We start from the raw sequence: 14,161 nt of genomic DNA on the forward strand, positions 1-14,161 counted from the left end.
GCCGACGCCGCAAGCCGGAAATACGAATGGGAGAACAGCGTATCCCGCTTTTGCCAGGTCAAAAATCGTTTTGTCGAGCCCCATATTGATGAAGCCAGCAACATTTTCCCCAAGCACCCAACGGGGCCGCAGTTCAGCAATAACGCGGCACATCTCCGGCCACAGGTAGCGTTCATCCGCAAAGCCCTTTCTCCGTCCGACAGAGGAAAAGGGCTGGCACGGGAATCCGCCGGAGAGAATGGTGATGGTTTCAAGTCCTGTTTTCTCAAAAAACGCCTCCTTTGTGAATGTAGTGATGTCCCGGAATTTCGGCACATCCGGCCAATGCTTTTGCAAGATGGAATAGGGATAGTCCGCCCACTCGCATTGACAGACCGTTTCAAAGCCCGCCGCCTCCGCCGCCAGGTCCAGCCCGCCGATGCCGGAAAAGAGGCTGACATGGGTGAGGCGGTCAGGCATGGGGCTGGTCCTCGTCATCCTCGCAGTCCACATAGAAGGCATCCAGTTCGCACAGCTCCAGGGCCTTCAGCCGGGCAAGGTCGGCCTTGTCGCCGAACACCAGGTAGCGGCCGGGGATGCTCCAGCGATCAAACATCTGGTCAGCGATGTCCCCGTACCGCCGGGCGGTGTCGATCAGATTCTCCATATCCCGGCGGTCCTTGATCTTCCCGGCAAGGAAGGCCAGCTGGTGAACCAGCCCGTAGAGATGCACTTCCTCGTCGATGTGCGCCTCGTAGGTCTTTTCCTCGATGACATACAGCTTTTCCTGTTCCATATCTTTATTCCATCCTTTCCTCATGTTCCACCTCGCTGGGCTTGGTGGTGAGCAGTTTGTAGAGCTCGGTGTCTTTCGGGAAGTCATCCGCAAAGGGCAGGATGACATTGTTGAAGAACAGCAGCCCGTGGCCCGGCTCGGAGTTGGTCACATAGGCAAGCTGTTCGGGGGAGATGTTCAGCCGCTCCGCCAGTATCTTCCGGTCGCCCGCCGCCTGGTTGAGCATATAGATGAAGTCGCTGTTCTCCAGGATGTTTTCGATCTCCGGGGAGGAAAGCAGGTCTTTGGGGTTCTGGGTCGCGCCGGTGGGGATGCCGCCCCACTTGCGGAAGCGCTTCCAAATCTCGGCGCTGTATGCCGCAGTCTGTTCTTCCTCCAGCAGAAGGTGGAACTCGTCCACGAAATACCAGGTAGACCGTCCAATGGCCCGGTTGATGGTGACGGTGTTCCACACCGCGTCCTGGACAATGAGCATCCCCGGCTTTTTCAGGTTCTTGCCCAGGCCCTTGATGTCAAAGCAGACCAGGCGGTTGGAGATGTCCACGGTGGTACGGTGGTTGAAGAAGTTCAGCGAACCGTTCACATAGAGATCCAATGCCTGGGCCACCCGGTCAGCCTCCGGGATGTGCTGGGACAACAGGGCGTTCATCAGGTCGCCCAAAATCGGCATATTCTCCGGCCGGGGATCGGCAAAGTAGGGCTGATAGATCATCTGCACCGCCCGGTCGATGACGGTTTTCTCGATAGCCTCCAGGCCGGTCTTGCTGCCCATGATGAGCTCGCAGAAGGACAGCACGAAATCACTTTTCAGCGCCAGCGGGTTTTCTTCCTCGGAGTAGTTGAGGTTGATGTCCAGGGGGTTCACATAGTCGGTGCTGGACGGGGACAGCCGGATCACCTGACCGCCCAGCCGCTTCACCAGGGGCGAATACTCGTCCTCTGGGTCGCAGATGATGACATTATCCTGGGTCATCAGCATGATAAAGGTGATCTCCCGCTTGCAGCTCATGGATTTGCCGCTGCCGGGCGTGCCGAACACAAGGCCGTTGGGACAGCGGGATTGCTTGCGGTCCAGCAGGATCATGTTGTTGGAAAGGGCGTTGAGGCCGTAGTACATGGCGTCGCCGCCCATGAACACCTCCTGGGTGACGAAGGGGACGAACACCGCCAGGGCTGAAGTGGTCAGGCTCCGTTCGATCTTGATACGGTTGAGGCCCAACGGAAGGCTGCTCATAAGCCCGTCCTCCTGCTGGAAGTCCAGCCGGGTCAGCAGGCAGTTGTAGGTCTGGGCGACGCTGGCCGCCTGGGATACGGCGATCTCCAGCTTTTGCCGGGTTTCCGCCGTGTGCAGCACCAGGAAGGTCATGTTGAACATTCTCTCGTTGCGGGATTGCAGGTCGGTAAGAAGGTCTTTCGCCGCGCCGCCATAAGTAGACAAGTCGCTGGGGAGTATGTCCATATCGTAGCCGTTGCGCACCGCCCGCTTCTGCTCCTGTATCTTCATGGCGTCCAGGTCGGTGATCTTCCGCTTGACCATCTTGATGGCCTCGTTCTGGTTGATGCCCCGGATGTGCATGGTCACCATGATATTCCCGTCCGCCTCCATGAAGTCGGTGAGGATACGGTCGTGCATCTCCGGCGCCAGAATTTGCAGGAAGGACACCGCCCCGAACCGTTTGCCAATGCGGAAGGTACGGGTCTCCCCGAAGTGGAAGGAGGACGGAGAAATGAAGTCCTTCACCGAAAGGCCGCTGGCCGGGAGCCAGTCCCATTCAAAGGCAAACTGGCCGCCCTCCGGGTGAAGGATGTTGTAAAGCAGCTCCAGCCGTTCCTTTCCGTCCAGCACATGAGCCGCCGCACCCATGACCTTGAAGCGGTTGAGGGTATCGGTCTCAATGCGGGCAAACCTGGCCCGCGCTGCGGGAAGGTTCTCCGCCTCGATGGTCAGGGTCACATACTTGGTTTTTACATAGCCGTTGTTGCCCCGCTTGTACTGCATCCGCAGAATGTCCACCGCCTCGTCGCGGATGGGGTCCAGGTCGTTGCCCTGTGGGGTGATGCCGAACATTTCATCGGCGGCGCTGCCTCCGCTGCGGCTGTCCAAAGAGACCTGGACGCCAATAGTGGGATCGTAGCCGTTATAAAAGTCGCAAAGGCTTTCAAAGATGCTCCGCTGGTCCTCCGGTCCTGCCAGACGGTAATTCACATCCTCAAAGGCAATGGTTTTGGAGAAAGTCCCGCCCTCCAGCCTGCACAGGCCGTCCGGGAACATATTCTGAAACGGGATGCTGTCCTGCACCGTATGGGCTTTTCCGTCGCCCTTTGCCTGCCGGATCACCGCCTCGATCTGCTTGCGCTGGTTACGGGTGAGCTTACGCTTTGCCGGTCTTTCTGCCTTTTCTCGCAATCCGCTTCACCTCCTGTTCCAGTTGGGATTGCCGCACCAGGGCGGAATAAAGATTGTTGGTCTGGTAGATGCGTACCTTCGGACGGATGAATTTGTTCTGGATCAGATGGCCCAGAAACACTTCCAGCGGCTGCCCGTTCTTCTCGTACATGGCGAACAGGAAAAAGGGCAGCATCACCAGGATCATGCACAGCGCCGCCGTAGTGGTCCCCAGGCTTGCCTTTGCCAAAAAGAAAAGCGGCAAGCCTACCAGCGCCGCCGCTCCGAAACAGATCGCTTGTCGTTTGGTCAGCCCGAACAGGACCTTGCTCTGTATCCGGCTCAGGTCCTTCGGGATCGTTACATAAGCCAATGTTTCACACCTCCTTTAGTGGGCGCCGAACAGAGATTTTGCAAGGCTGCCGGTCTTGAACAGGGTGTAGCACAGCAGGACCGTATAGCCCATGCAGCCCCAGATAGCCGCGGATATGTTGTCACCGGATGTGGAGATGCCCTCCACCAGCACGGCATAGATGCCCACGCAGATCATAATGAGGAAGGCCTGGAAGCCCAGGGCCAGCAGAGAGCGAAGATAGTTCTGCCCCGTGGAGCCCCACTCCCGGTTGACCATCGTGGCAAAGGGGATGGGTCCTATTGAGGTGACCAAATACACCTCAATCATTCTGCCGTAGATCACCAGGAAGATGCAGATGGAAAGTATCTGCGTGCACAGCCCCACGAACACGCTCTGGAACCACAGCCCCAGCAGGGCACCCACGCTCCAGTCGGCAAGCTGGGTCTCCAGATCGCCCACTACGCCGGAAATGTCGATACCCGCGTCTGAGATTATGACCCCCGCCGACTGACTGACCACATTCTGCGCCACATCGAACACCGCCATGACGATGTTCCAGGTGTTCGTGACGATCAGCACTGCGCAGAAGGTCTTGAAAATCCACTTGAAGAAAATCCAAGTGTCGAAGTCGTGGAGGTTGTTCTTCTCGATGATGAGCTGGATCAGCTCGTAGCACATGACGAAGGTGAGGATGATGCCCGCGATGGGGACGATCACCGTCTCCGAGAGGTTGCGGATCATATTGAAGATGCTGCTGTTCCAGGCGGCGGGCGTCATGCCGACCTCCCCGGCGATCTCGCCCACCTTTGTGTTCAGGGTATCAAACATCCCGGTCAGGTTTGAAATGATACCGTCAATGAGCAGTTCCTTGAACCACTCCTGGATCATATCCAATATCAAGGGAGATCACCTCCTTTGCGGGGGCTCCCGCTGTGAAACGAAAGCCCCCGCCGGATTTGGAGAAACATCAGGTGGTGGACAGCAGACCGGACAGCAGGGGGATCAGAGTGATGCCGATGAGGGCAACGCCGCCGCCCGCCATGAGCTGCTTGATGCCCTGGCTTTTGGAGGAGGGTTGTCCTGGCCGTAACCTTCCAGAAGGTTGATGCCGCCCCACACGCACAGGCCGCCGCCCAGGGCGATCACCAAAGTCTGCAAAACGTCAATAGCGTTGGTAAAAAAGCTCATATTCACATTTCCTTTCGTTCAGTTGAATTGTTGGGTTGAAGGTCGGTGGCTCTCAATTCGTACAGATCGAAAGGCTCGTCCGGCTTCACGATGGCCGGTCTGCGTTTCATGTACCGTTCAATATCAAAGGTGTTTTTCTTGTCGGCATCGGCAAGGTACTTGTAGCGGGGATGCTTCGTTATATCAAATTTGTCGCTGAAAAACGGCCGCACCCCTCGAAGCTGCAAAATACACTTGCCTCCGTCCATCACCGCGATCTCGTCCTGGGTCATCAGCTCCTTTCCTAATTTCTGATAGTTGAGGCCGTGGGAAACCTGGCTGCCCCGGTTCTCGGATTGATTGAAACTGTCGATGGTCTCCTTGCCCAGCAGCTCCGAGATTTCTTTCAGGGTGGATTTCTCCTTGCCTCCCAAAAACAAGGTGGTGTCGCAGTTGCCCACAATGGTATCCGCGGCGTCCTTGTAGATGGTCTTTAATTGGCTTTGGGACTGCAAAATAATAGAAGCCGAGATTTCCCGGCTCCGGATGGTGGCGATCAGCTTGTCAAAGTTGGGTATCTGCCCGATATTGGCAAACTCGTCCAGGAGGCACCGCACATGGACGGGCAGCCTGCCGCCGTACATGTCGTCTGCCTTGTCGCAAAGGAGGTTGAATAGCTGGCTTTGCAGCATGGCGATGACGAAGTTGAAGGTGGTGTCCGTGTCGCTCATAATGAGGAACAGCGCAGTTTTTCGGTCGCCCAGGGTATCCAGTTCCAGTTCATCGTCCGACATGATCTCCCGCAGCTCCGCAATATCGAAGGGGGCAAGGCGGGCGCCGCAGCTAATCAGGATAGATTTCAGGGTCTTGCCGGCAGCCAATTTGAATTTGCGGTATTGCTTCACGGCGAAGTGGTCCGGGTGTTCCTTCTCCAACTTGGAAAACAGAATATCCACGGGCGACTGAAATTCCTCGTCATCCTCTCTAGCCTCCGATGCGTTGATGAGCTCCAGCAGCGTGAGGAAGTTCTTTTCCTCCGGCTCCGCCTCGTACCAGATGTACCCGATCAGGGCGCAGTACAAAAGCCGCTCGGCCTTGACCCAAAAATCTTCCGAGGATTTTTCTCCGTCGCCTTTGGTGTTGGCAATGATGACGTTGACCAATTTTAGGATGTCTTTCTCCGACCGGATATAGGCGAAGGGGTTGTATTTCATGCTCTTTTTAAAGTTGATGGTGTTGAGGACCTTGATGCGGTACGGCTCATAGATGACCTTCCCGCGGGCATCCCGCATGGGCTTTCCGTTCTCGTCCAGCTTGGGGGCGCCGCGCCGCAGCATGGTTCCCACCTCGGACAAAAGCTGTCCTTTGGGATCGGTGACCACATAGCTGCTGTGCATCTGCATAAGGGAGGGTTTGACGAAGAACCGGGTCTTACCGCTGCCGCTGCCGCCGATGACCAGAATGTTTTTGTTCCGGGCGTACTTGGGATTTTTCGGTCGACTGGACATGGTGAGCTTTTCCGTCTGGGTCAGAGGAATGTTCCAGTCGGGGACTGGGTCGACATAAGGGGCAATATCCGCCGCCGTGCCCCATCGGGCGCTGCCGTACTCAATGCCCTTGCGGTATTTGCGGGCGTTTTTCCCTTTGGCATACACCGCCAGCCGGACGATGACCGCCCCGGCGATACCCACCAGCAGGTCCAGCGGATGCAGGCTGGGAGCCGTATAAGAAAACGCCTCCGTAAAGCCCTGGCTCAAATGCAGGAGCTTTTCAGAGGCGTCAAGGCCGGGCGCAAGGCGCACCGCCTGGCAGAGCTTATGAAAGAGATACACGAACAGCAGATACGGGAGGTTGAGGATGAGAACCTTTTTCAAGTCAACCGTCATAATTCCACACCCCGGTCTTTGGTCTTGACCTTCTCCCGCTGGCGGTGCTGGGCTTTGGCCTGCTGCTTTGCCTGCTCCAGCTCCTTGCGGATGGAGGGCTTTTTCTCTTTCTCCAGGTTCTTTGCGGAGAACTCCCGGAAGGCCGCCGTGATGACATCGGCATCCCGGCCCTTGAAAAATACCAGGTAGCGGGGTGTCTCGCCGCTGGTGTCCTTTTTCAGAGCGAAGTCAATACCGTACTTCTTGGCGGTGGCGGAAAAAGCCCGGATGTTCTGATCGGTGATCTCGATGTTGGAAACACCGGTGTTGTGCTTCATCAGCTGCCGGAGGGTCTGCTTTCCGTGGTGCAGCTTGGTCTTGTGACCGGTCACGCCTTTCTGCATCTCGTCCAGCACTTTTTTCATGGCCTGTTGCAGCATCCCGGCGGAGAGCTTGGTGGCCTCCACACAGAGGGCAACGGTGCGCTGGGTGACTTCTTCCTGCATAAGTTACCTCCAAATAAAATAGATGCTCGAGTTTACGAGCATCTATTTTATAGATCATTTTATTGCCTTTGGCGAACCTGGTATTTCGTTTCAATATTATTAGTTATATAACCTCTTTCGCGTAATCCATTGGTTATTTCTGAATAGATGTCATTGCCATTAGGATCCTTAATGGTAATAATTAAAACAAATTCTTGAGTTGGCACCAATAATCCGTTTCTTTGAGTTAAGTCAATTCTAAGTTTCCATCCATCCTCTAATTTTATTCCTCTACTTAGTTTCCTGTAATATGATTTAATGGGGCTCCATTTAAAACCATTTTCGACTCGTGCTGATTCAAATTTTTCATCCCACCGGGCCTCGAGAGGAACTTGTCCTTTATAATTAACTTTACCATTATCCGAATAGGAATATGTTCCGAAGCTAACATCAATATTAGTCCTGCAATATTCACGGCCATATTTAGGATCAAGAGGCGGTAGATAGACGAGAGTCATCCCGATTTCGCCAATATATTTATTATTCTTAATAAGAGACTTTGGATACGGGAAATCATACATTTCGAGATGAGATCCCTGGGATATCTTTTGTTTGAAAACAAGTGTTACACTATCTTTACTACAGTGTAAAATGTCGCGTGTATCAGTAGAAGGAATTCCAAATCCATAATATTTAATATTGTCAGGATGTTCATCTAGCAACTCACGAGAGTTCATTCTAGCAGAATGTATTAACATTGCTTTGGCAAGGAGCAAATCGGGGTCTAACATTTCTTCATATATAGAAGCATATTTCTGCAAAGAACGTGGAGTTGAATAGCTTGTACCATTGCCTTCTATCAATTTCCCCAAAGGATTTAATCCAATTACTCCTAATCCCTCAAGACTGTAGGATGTAGAAAGATTACCACCATAATCAACAATATCAGGCTTGACGATATAGTTTGCACCAGGTCCCCTACGACTAAAAGGTGATGGCTCGTTGTATTTAACGATTGAATCTGCTGAATCAAACAATGCAACAGATCCTACGGTTATAGCACGAACGGAGTCAGCTGGTGATATAAGACGATCATGCTCGCCAAGACCTTTTTGTGGAGGCCAATTTCTAAGCGGAAGTGTAGTTATATTACCGCTAGAAACAAAAATTTGTACTTGGTATTTGTCTTGAATATAGTCCAAAAATATTCCTAAATCGGACATTGAACCATCACAAGGCTTGTTCGCAATTCCTAATGAAAGATTCCAAATTCTTGTTGATTTAGAGTACTTTTCCATTGCATCTTCAATGATGTCCATGAGATCTTTTTCGTTAATGGTATCAGTTAATCCAAATTTTTTATCGCTATTGGGCATTGCAATAATATCAACAAATTTGAAATGATAAGCAGAGGATGCGGGAATATTATTCAAAATATTACCGTATTGAATAGTTGATGCTATAAAAGTTGCATGTTGCGGATTTTGATAATCTTTAGCTACATATTCTTCACGTGCAACGATATATGGCTTCAAAAATGGATTATCATCACTTATTCCTCCATCAATAATTCCGATGACAATATCACTATCTCTATACTCGGAATCCAAAATCGTCTGTAGTTCAGTTGCTAAAAAATTATTTTGAGGAAGTGTGTATTCTTGAAAAAAATCAATATTTTTTATTCCATTTATAGAAGCTATTTGAGTAATATCATTATATGAGTCAACTTCTATTTTCAAAAATTTGATTTGACTCCCATATGAAATTAATTCGTATTTTCCTTTGAAATTAAATGAATTCAGTTTCCTTTCTATGTAGTCCCATATTTTTGCATTATCAAAATCGTCATCAAAATCAAAGATTTTAACTTTAATAGCCTTTTTTATAGGATTAGCACTTTCTTGCACAATTGACTGGAGTGATAATGAGATTTTTTCTTCAGGTTTAATAGGTTGGATATCGACAATTGCGGTCATGTTAGCTTGAAACTTCTGTGATGGAGGGTTGTTCACCATTGCAATTGTATCTTGAATGCTTTTTTTATTAATCTTAATATATATTTCATCTAAATCTTCGCTGCCAATAATCGGACAACTTCTACATAAATCGGTAGGTTTGTGTGATTTTGCAATTGCCTCTGGCTTTACAGTTAATTTTCCTACAGCAGATATATTCTCGTTTTCTTCAAAAACATCAGAATAAAAAGCCAGTAAATTTTCAAATTTATCTGTTATATCTTTTTTCAACGCAGGAGTTACTTCTCCAAAAAATTTTATGTTTCCGCGACCATCATTAGGAACAATATCGGTTGTTTTAGGGAGAACTAATTTTATTGGCAGATTGTTTTCGTTCATGATTGAACCTCCTTTACAATTTTTTGAATAGTAGTTTTTGAACTACCCAATATATCTGCAATTACCTGTAAACTAAAAACTTTAGAGTCTTTTTCCCGTAAATATTTTGCTTTGATTTGTAATAACTCTCGTGGATCATTACAGTTTTGAGGTACAATATTCTTTGTAATAAATAGTTCGTCATAGATGTTAGCTATACTAAAGGGACAATTATGAATAACAGAGTTTCGTATAGCCTTGGTTACTATTTCTTCTATATCAGCACCACTTTGTCCGTCTAGCAAAGTTGAAATTTCTACAATTTCTTTCTTGCTAAAACTGTACAGACCGTTAGCAAATAATGTAACTAATGCTGCTATAGCCTCTCTATCCGGTAATTCAATTTCTAATTTATATTCAAATCTTCTCCATATCGCTGGATCAAGTAACTGCTGGTGATTAGTAGCGGCTAAAATTAGGCTATCTTTACTCATCGTGTCAATATTCTGTAAAAGACTATTTACTACACGTTTTAATTCGCCGAGTTCGTTATTATCATCTCGGGCTTTAGCAATAGCGTCAAATTCATCTAAAAATAAGACACAAGGCATCTTTTGTGCAAAGTCAAATAAACTACGAATATTTTTTGCAGTTGTGCCAAGGTATGAAGAGATTAGACTATCTAATCTAGCAACAACTAGTGGCAAATTTAATCGCTTAGCAATTAAATACGCGCATTTGGTTTTTCCACATCCGGGTGGTCCATACAACAATAAAGAGTTTGAAACATTTATCCCAAGAGAATTAAGTTTATCAGCATTTTGGTAACTTAAAATAAATGAATCTAATTTTTCCTCGTTCTGCTTCGAGAGAACAACTTCAATTTCATTTTGGTAGGGGTAAATAATATCAGCAAGGTCCATTCTAGATTCAGTATCTACAGGAATAGCAACCGGGCTAGAACTATTCATAGGAGTCAAAGAAAACTCCGTTTGAGTAGATAATAGACGCTGGAATTTAATTGCAGAACGTAAGTCGTCATCTTTTTCTAGTTTTGATACCAATTGTTTTGTATAGTTAATAACTTTGGCTTGATCGTGTTTTAATGCACCTTCTACGATCTTGCCAATTTCGATAGAATACTTCATTATTGCACCTCCTATTTTATTATAACGGAACAAAAAGAAAATGTAAAGAACGAATTGCTCTAAATTGAGAATTTTATTCAAAATATAGGTACGATATATTTCATTTTCGGAACGATGCAGGCTATAAACTAGAACAGGTTCCATACAGGTCGTGGTTTACCAGGGACGCATAGTAGCTGTCGATGGTAGCCGGGGCGTTATACAAGGCAGCCAGCAGATATTTCTTGATGTTGCGGACATAGGTGGTGTTCTCCCGCATCCGGTCCAGCACATACTCAATGTGGGAACTGTTCAGTTTCAGGAACCGGGATTTGACCACCTCCGCCGGATAGTCGTCCCCGGCAATGCGGATTGTCTTTCTGCGGGAACAGACGGTATCCACCATGAGCTCTACCAGTTCGTCCAGACGGTCACGGTCCATGCGCTCGTTCTGTGCAAGGATGTCATACTCAATGTTCTCCAAAATCAGCTCCCGGTAACTCTCTCGCTCCTGCATCCCGTCCCGTCCAGTCCGTTTGGCCCCTGTGGGGGTTTGGGGGCTTGATTGGATAGGATTTGATCCTTCCGTACTTGGTGAATCAGTATTTTGTTCTTCAGGATTTCTTTTCTCTTTATTTAATTGCGGCCGGTTTTCCAGACATGGGTTATCCATATCCGGGTTTTCCGTATCTGGACAAGCCGTATCCGGCTCGTCCTCACACGGCTGGCCCGTGTCCGGGGGATGGGGCGTCTCGTAGATGACATACTCCACATCCACGATTTTGCCTTTGCTATCCCGGAGCCGGTTGCGGACTATGTACCCGGCTCGCTCCAGCTCCTTCAGAGCGGAGCCGATGCTGTCCGTGCCCTCCTTACAGATTTTGGATAGGCCCCTGGTGGTATAGTTCCAGTCCTCCGGTAAGGACAGCATCATGGAAAGCAGCCCTTTGGATTTCAACGACAGCCCCGCGTTGCGCAGGTGGTGGTTGGACATCACTGTGTAGTCTCGGGTTTTCTCAATGCGAAATACCGCCATAGTATCACCTCCTTTCGGCGGTCTGGAAAAGTGTTCATTTTGGGGGAAAAGACAGCCTTTACACCGTCCGGACACCCCGGAGGGGAAAACCTATGGGCGGTGGTCTTTCGGCTGATCGTGGAAGAAGAAACATGAAATTTGGGGCTCTTTTCGGGGTAGTTTTCAAGCGCTATAATGCTTTCTTAATAAAAAGTGTCATAAGGAAACCTTTATGGCACAAAAATTCTAAGTATTATTGGTGATAAGGATACTGGTGAATTGCGGCAACAAGTTTTAAATGATATAATCTATATAATTTGATACAATCTGTGCCAGCAGTTAAATTGAAAAATTAATAACTCGAAAGGGTTAGAACATAATGAAAGAATTTTTTCATAGACACAAGTGGAAATTGTTGGGCGCTTCTGCTTTCTTCCTAATTGTCGTTCCCGCTCTAATCAATTTGGCATTTAAGTTGCATGCGCCCTGTGGCTTTCTTGCTGCGGAGTGGTCTGCAGGTGATGTCCTATCCTTTTATGGAGCGATGCTTGCGTCTGTAGCAACTATAATGGGAGTATATCTTTCAATAGATTATGCCCAAAGGAACTATCGTGAAGATGAGGCAAACAGAGTTCGTCCCTATCTTGCATTGACCCATTATAAGTCAAAATCCAGGTCAAATTTGCTCTCTCTAGTTTTTCAGACCTCAAACAATGAACCGGATCGAACTTCGGATGAGTTTTATGAAGAATATAAACTTGATAAAGTGTTTATCATTATTGGCACAGATGGTATCAGTTTCAAGGATAGTTTAACGGATGCACAGAAGCAGTCACTTCAAGCAGGTAGTATTGGAATGGTTCAGGAAGGTAATAGCAAGCGCTTCTTGTGTCCTCGAAATCTAGTTTCTATGCCGTTTGAGATTGAGAATGTAGGGAGTGGTGCTGCTCTAAATACAATGGTAGGGTTTTATAAAGCAGGTGCAAAACGGCGTGGTGTGAACATTTTTACCATGAAAACAGGACAAAGTGCATACTGTCATATTTTTTGTGATGAACAAAATTCTGCTCTTTATGGGGAATATATTTTGGAATTTATTTATGGAGACATATTAGGAAATCGTTACTCTCAAAAATATAATGTTGAATTTGGAATTGACGCAGAAAACGGCAAGTTTTTTAACAGTATAAACTTAGTTGGAGAACAAAAAAGAGAGCCATAGATTTAACTTATGGCTCTCTTTTTACTTATTCCGTTTCGTCGTCCAGTCCCTCCGCCTTCAGCCAATCCTCAAAGGACTTCCTAGAGATTCGGATCATGTTGCCGATACGGATCGTCTTGAACAATCCAGAGTTGGCGAGTTTATAGACCGAAGCGCGGCCGATACCGAGAATGGCTGCGATGTCATTCACGGTGTATGTTCTGCTTTGGGGCGTCCCTTTTTCATTGATGCTCATAAATGATCCTCCCTGCTAATAGCATTTTGAAATGGCCCCTGGAAGCCCTCTGTCACAACGGGTTCCTGCTAATACCTTGCTAATACGACATTTGAAAAGCCGTTGTAAGGCAGCATATTTCAGGGGAATTTGTGCAAATTGACCTGCCTCCAGGCAGCACAATTTGCGAAGAAACAATATGGGAAGATATGATATGAACAATTTACGAAATGGTACGCCATACTCCTAAGCGATAGGCCGCTGGTTCGAATCCAGTTCGGGGTGCCAGCGCCGGAGCAGCCCAAGAGCTGTTCCGGCGCTCTCTGCTTTCCGTCCCACATGCCAGCATGAGGCAGGGGCTTGACAGAGTTGCACAAAACTAACTATAATTGTATTTAATTTCCACGATTTTTCTAAACAGGCTGCTTTTTCCGCTCCCGGGCAAAAAAGCGCTGGAAACGGCGTTGTTTTTCATCACAGGGAGGCACACTAGAGCAGACACATCTCCGCCTGCCGGCTGAAAGGAGGCCCCATGATCAAAAAGCCACGGATTAGTGAATCGGAAATCGGGATCCAGGACCCGGTCACCGCCGGGATGTACGACCGCCTGGCCCGCCAGCTGCGGGACTGGGGCTGGAACGGCGTGCGGGAGATGCTCTCCGCCGACCTGGGCAGCGGTGCGCTGCTGGAGCTGGGTCCCGGCCCGGGCTATGTGGGGCTGGAGCTGGCCCGGCAGCTGGGTTCCCGGAGCCTCACCGGCTGTGAAAGCAGTCCCCTGATGGTCCGGATCGCCCGGAAAAACGCCCAGGAGTATGGGATGCCCGCCGATTATGTAGTGGGCAGCGCCATGAATCTGCCCTTTCCCGACGGCAGCTTCGACTGCGTAGTGTCCAACGGCTCCCTCCACGAGTGGGAGACGCCCCGGCTGGTCTTTGACGAGATCTGGCGGGTGCTGCGGCCCGGCGGCCGGTTCTGCGTCACGGATCTGCGGCGGGACACAGCGGTGTGGAAGCAGTGGCTGCTGCGGCTGCTGGTGCGTTACCGCCCTCTGCGGATGGGACTGGAATCCTCCATGGCGGCAGCCTATACAGCCCCGGAGTTAACTGCCATCCTGCATCAGACCCGTCTGTCCGACGCCCAGGTCCGCAGGACCTTCCTGGGGCTGTGCGTCTGCGGCGTCAAGAACTGAATTCCTTTCAGGCGGTCCCCTTCCG

The 14,161-nt window shown here is 49.3% G+C and carries 12 protein-coding genes and 2 pseudogenes; 2 read left to right on the forward strand and 12 right to left on the reverse strand.

The window, feature by feature from the left end; all coding sequences use genetic code 11:
- Positions 1–12 precede the first annotated feature (12 nt).
- The 11 genes and pseudogenes from ACVDHE_RS02845 to ACVDHE_RS02895 all read right to left on the reverse strand — a co-directional run.
- A pseudogene (locus ACVDHE_RS02845) lies at positions 13–501 on the reverse strand (DNA cytosine methyltransferase); the annotation flags it as partial.
- On the reverse strand, positions 452–775 hold the full coding sequence (locus ACVDHE_RS02850; protein WP_458885520.1) for a hypothetical protein: 324 nt from the start codon (positions 773–775) through the stop codon (positions 452–454). The gene ACVDHE_RS02850 and the pseudogene ACVDHE_RS02845, both read right to left, overlap by 50 nt.
- A 4-nt stretch (positions 776–779) precedes the next feature.
- The gene (locus ACVDHE_RS02855; protein ID WP_458885521.1) at positions 780–3,182 is read right to left on the reverse strand and encodes a VirB4-like conjugal transfer ATPase, CD1110 family; all 2,403 of its coding nucleotides are present in this window, start codon (positions 3,180–3,182) and stop codon (positions 780–782) included.
- Positions 3,148–3,534: a PrgI family protein gene (locus ACVDHE_RS02860; RefSeq protein WP_458885523.1), complete on the reverse strand. Its 387-nt coding sequence runs from the start codon at positions 3,532–3,534 to the stop codon at positions 3,148–3,150. Before ACVDHE_RS02860 ends, ACVDHE_RS02855 begins: the two co-directional genes overlap by 35 nt.
- 15 nt (positions 3,535–3,549) lie before the next feature.
- On the reverse strand, positions 3,550–4,404 hold the full coding sequence (locus ACVDHE_RS02865) for a VirB6/TrbL-like conjugal transfer protein, CD1112 family (RefSeq protein ID WP_050617401.1): 855 nt from the start codon (positions 4,402–4,404) through the stop codon (positions 3,550–3,552).
- Between the two features lie 79 nt (positions 4,405–4,483).
- Positions 4,484–4,704, reverse strand: a pseudogene (locus ACVDHE_RS02870) (Maff2 family mobile element protein).
- Positions 4,705–4,706: 2 nt separating this feature from the next.
- Positions 4,707–6,569, reverse strand: a complete 1,863-nt coding sequence (locus ACVDHE_RS02875; RefSeq protein ID WP_458885524.1) for a VirD4-like conjugal transfer protein, CD1115 family — start codon at positions 6,567–6,569, stop codon at positions 4,707–4,709.
- Positions 6,566–7,054 (reverse strand): PcfB family protein, encoded by a 489-nt coding sequence (locus ACVDHE_RS02880; RefSeq protein WP_458885525.1) that lies wholly within the window; start codon positions 7,052–7,054, stop codon positions 6,566–6,568. The genes ACVDHE_RS02875 and ACVDHE_RS02880 overlap by 4 nt, the downstream gene beginning before the upstream one ends.
- A gap of 59 nt (positions 7,055–7,113) precedes the next feature.
- A complete protein-coding gene (locus ACVDHE_RS02885) occupies positions 7,114–9,390 on the reverse strand; it encodes a S8 family peptidase (protein ID WP_458885526.1) in 2,277 nt (758 codons plus the stop codon).
- On the reverse strand, positions 9,387–10,517 hold the full coding sequence (locus ACVDHE_RS02890; protein WP_458885527.1) for an AAA family ATPase: 1,131 nt from the start codon (positions 10,515–10,517) through the stop codon (positions 9,387–9,389). The genes ACVDHE_RS02885 and ACVDHE_RS02890 overlap by 4 nt, the downstream gene beginning before the upstream one ends.
- Before the next feature lie 121 nt (positions 10,518–10,638).
- Positions 10,639–11,532, reverse strand: a complete 894-nt coding sequence (locus ACVDHE_RS02895) for a DUF6017 domain-containing protein (RefSeq protein WP_458885528.1) — start codon at positions 11,530–11,532, stop codon at positions 10,639–10,641.
- A 358-nt stretch (positions 11,533–11,890) separates the two neighbouring features.
- Between ACVDHE_RS02895 and ACVDHE_RS02900 the strand changes: the two genes are divergently transcribed.
- Positions 11,891–12,733, forward strand: a complete 843-nt coding sequence (locus ACVDHE_RS02900) for a hypothetical protein (RefSeq protein ID WP_458885529.1) — start codon at positions 11,891–11,893, stop codon at positions 12,731–12,733.
- A 25-nt stretch (positions 12,734–12,758) separates the two neighbouring features.
- On the opposite strand, the gene ACVDHE_RS02905 is transcribed toward ACVDHE_RS02900, so the two are convergent.
- A complete protein-coding gene (locus ACVDHE_RS02905) occupies positions 12,759–12,968 on the reverse strand; it encodes a helix-turn-helix domain-containing protein (protein ID WP_458885530.1) in 210 nt (69 codons plus the stop codon).
- 511 nt (positions 12,969–13,479) lie between these two features.
- Here ACVDHE_RS02905 and ACVDHE_RS02910 point away from each other — a divergent pair.
- Positions 13,480–14,136 (forward strand): class I SAM-dependent methyltransferase, encoded by a 657-nt coding sequence (locus ACVDHE_RS02910; RefSeq protein WP_213039586.1) that lies wholly within the window; start codon positions 13,480–13,482, stop codon positions 14,134–14,136.
- The last annotated feature ends 25 nt before the right edge of the window (positions 14,137–14,161 follow it).

The organism is Dysosmobacter sp. Phy (assembly GCF_054476235.1).

Excerpts from the sequence above, each read along its gene's own strand:
- ACVDHE_RS02880 (WP_458885525.1), bottom strand. The coding sequence starts at position 7,054 with ATGCAGGAAGAAGTCACCCAGCGCACCGTTGCCCTCTGTGTGGAGGCC.
- ACVDHE_RS02875 (WP_458885524.1), bottom strand. The coding sequence starts at position 6,569 with ATGACGGTTGACTTGAAAAAGGTTCTCATCCTCAACCTCCCGTATCTG.
- ACVDHE_RS02910 (WP_213039586.1), top strand. The coding sequence starts at position 13,480 with ATGATCAAAAAGCCACGGATTAGTGAATCGGAAATCGGGATCCAGGAC.
- ACVDHE_RS02865 (WP_050617401.1), bottom strand. The coding sequence starts at position 4,404 with ATGATCCAGGAGTGGTTCAAGGAACTGCTCATTGACGGTATCATTTCA.
- ACVDHE_RS02850 (WP_458885520.1), bottom strand. The coding sequence starts at position 775 with ATGGAACAGGAAAAGCTGTATGTCATCGAGGAAAAGACCTACGAGGCG.
- ACVDHE_RS02890 (WP_458885527.1), bottom strand. The coding sequence starts at position 10,517 with ATGAAGTATTCTATCGAAATTGGCAAGATCGTAGAAGGTGCATTAAAA.
- ACVDHE_RS02895 (WP_458885528.1), bottom strand. The coding sequence starts at position 11,532 with ATGGCGGTATTTCGCATTGAGAAAACCCGAGACTACACAGTGATGTCC.
- ACVDHE_RS02900 (WP_458885529.1), top strand. The coding sequence starts at position 11,891 with ATGAAAGAATTTTTTCATAGACACAAGTGGAAATTGTTGGGCGCTTCT.
- ACVDHE_RS02905 (WP_458885530.1), bottom strand. The coding sequence starts at position 12,968 with ATGAGCATCAATGAAAAAGGGACGCCCCAAAGCAGAACATACACCGTG.
- ACVDHE_RS02885 (WP_458885526.1), bottom strand. The coding sequence starts at position 9,390 with ATGAACGAAAACAATCTGCCAATAAAATTAGTTCTCCCTAAAACAACC.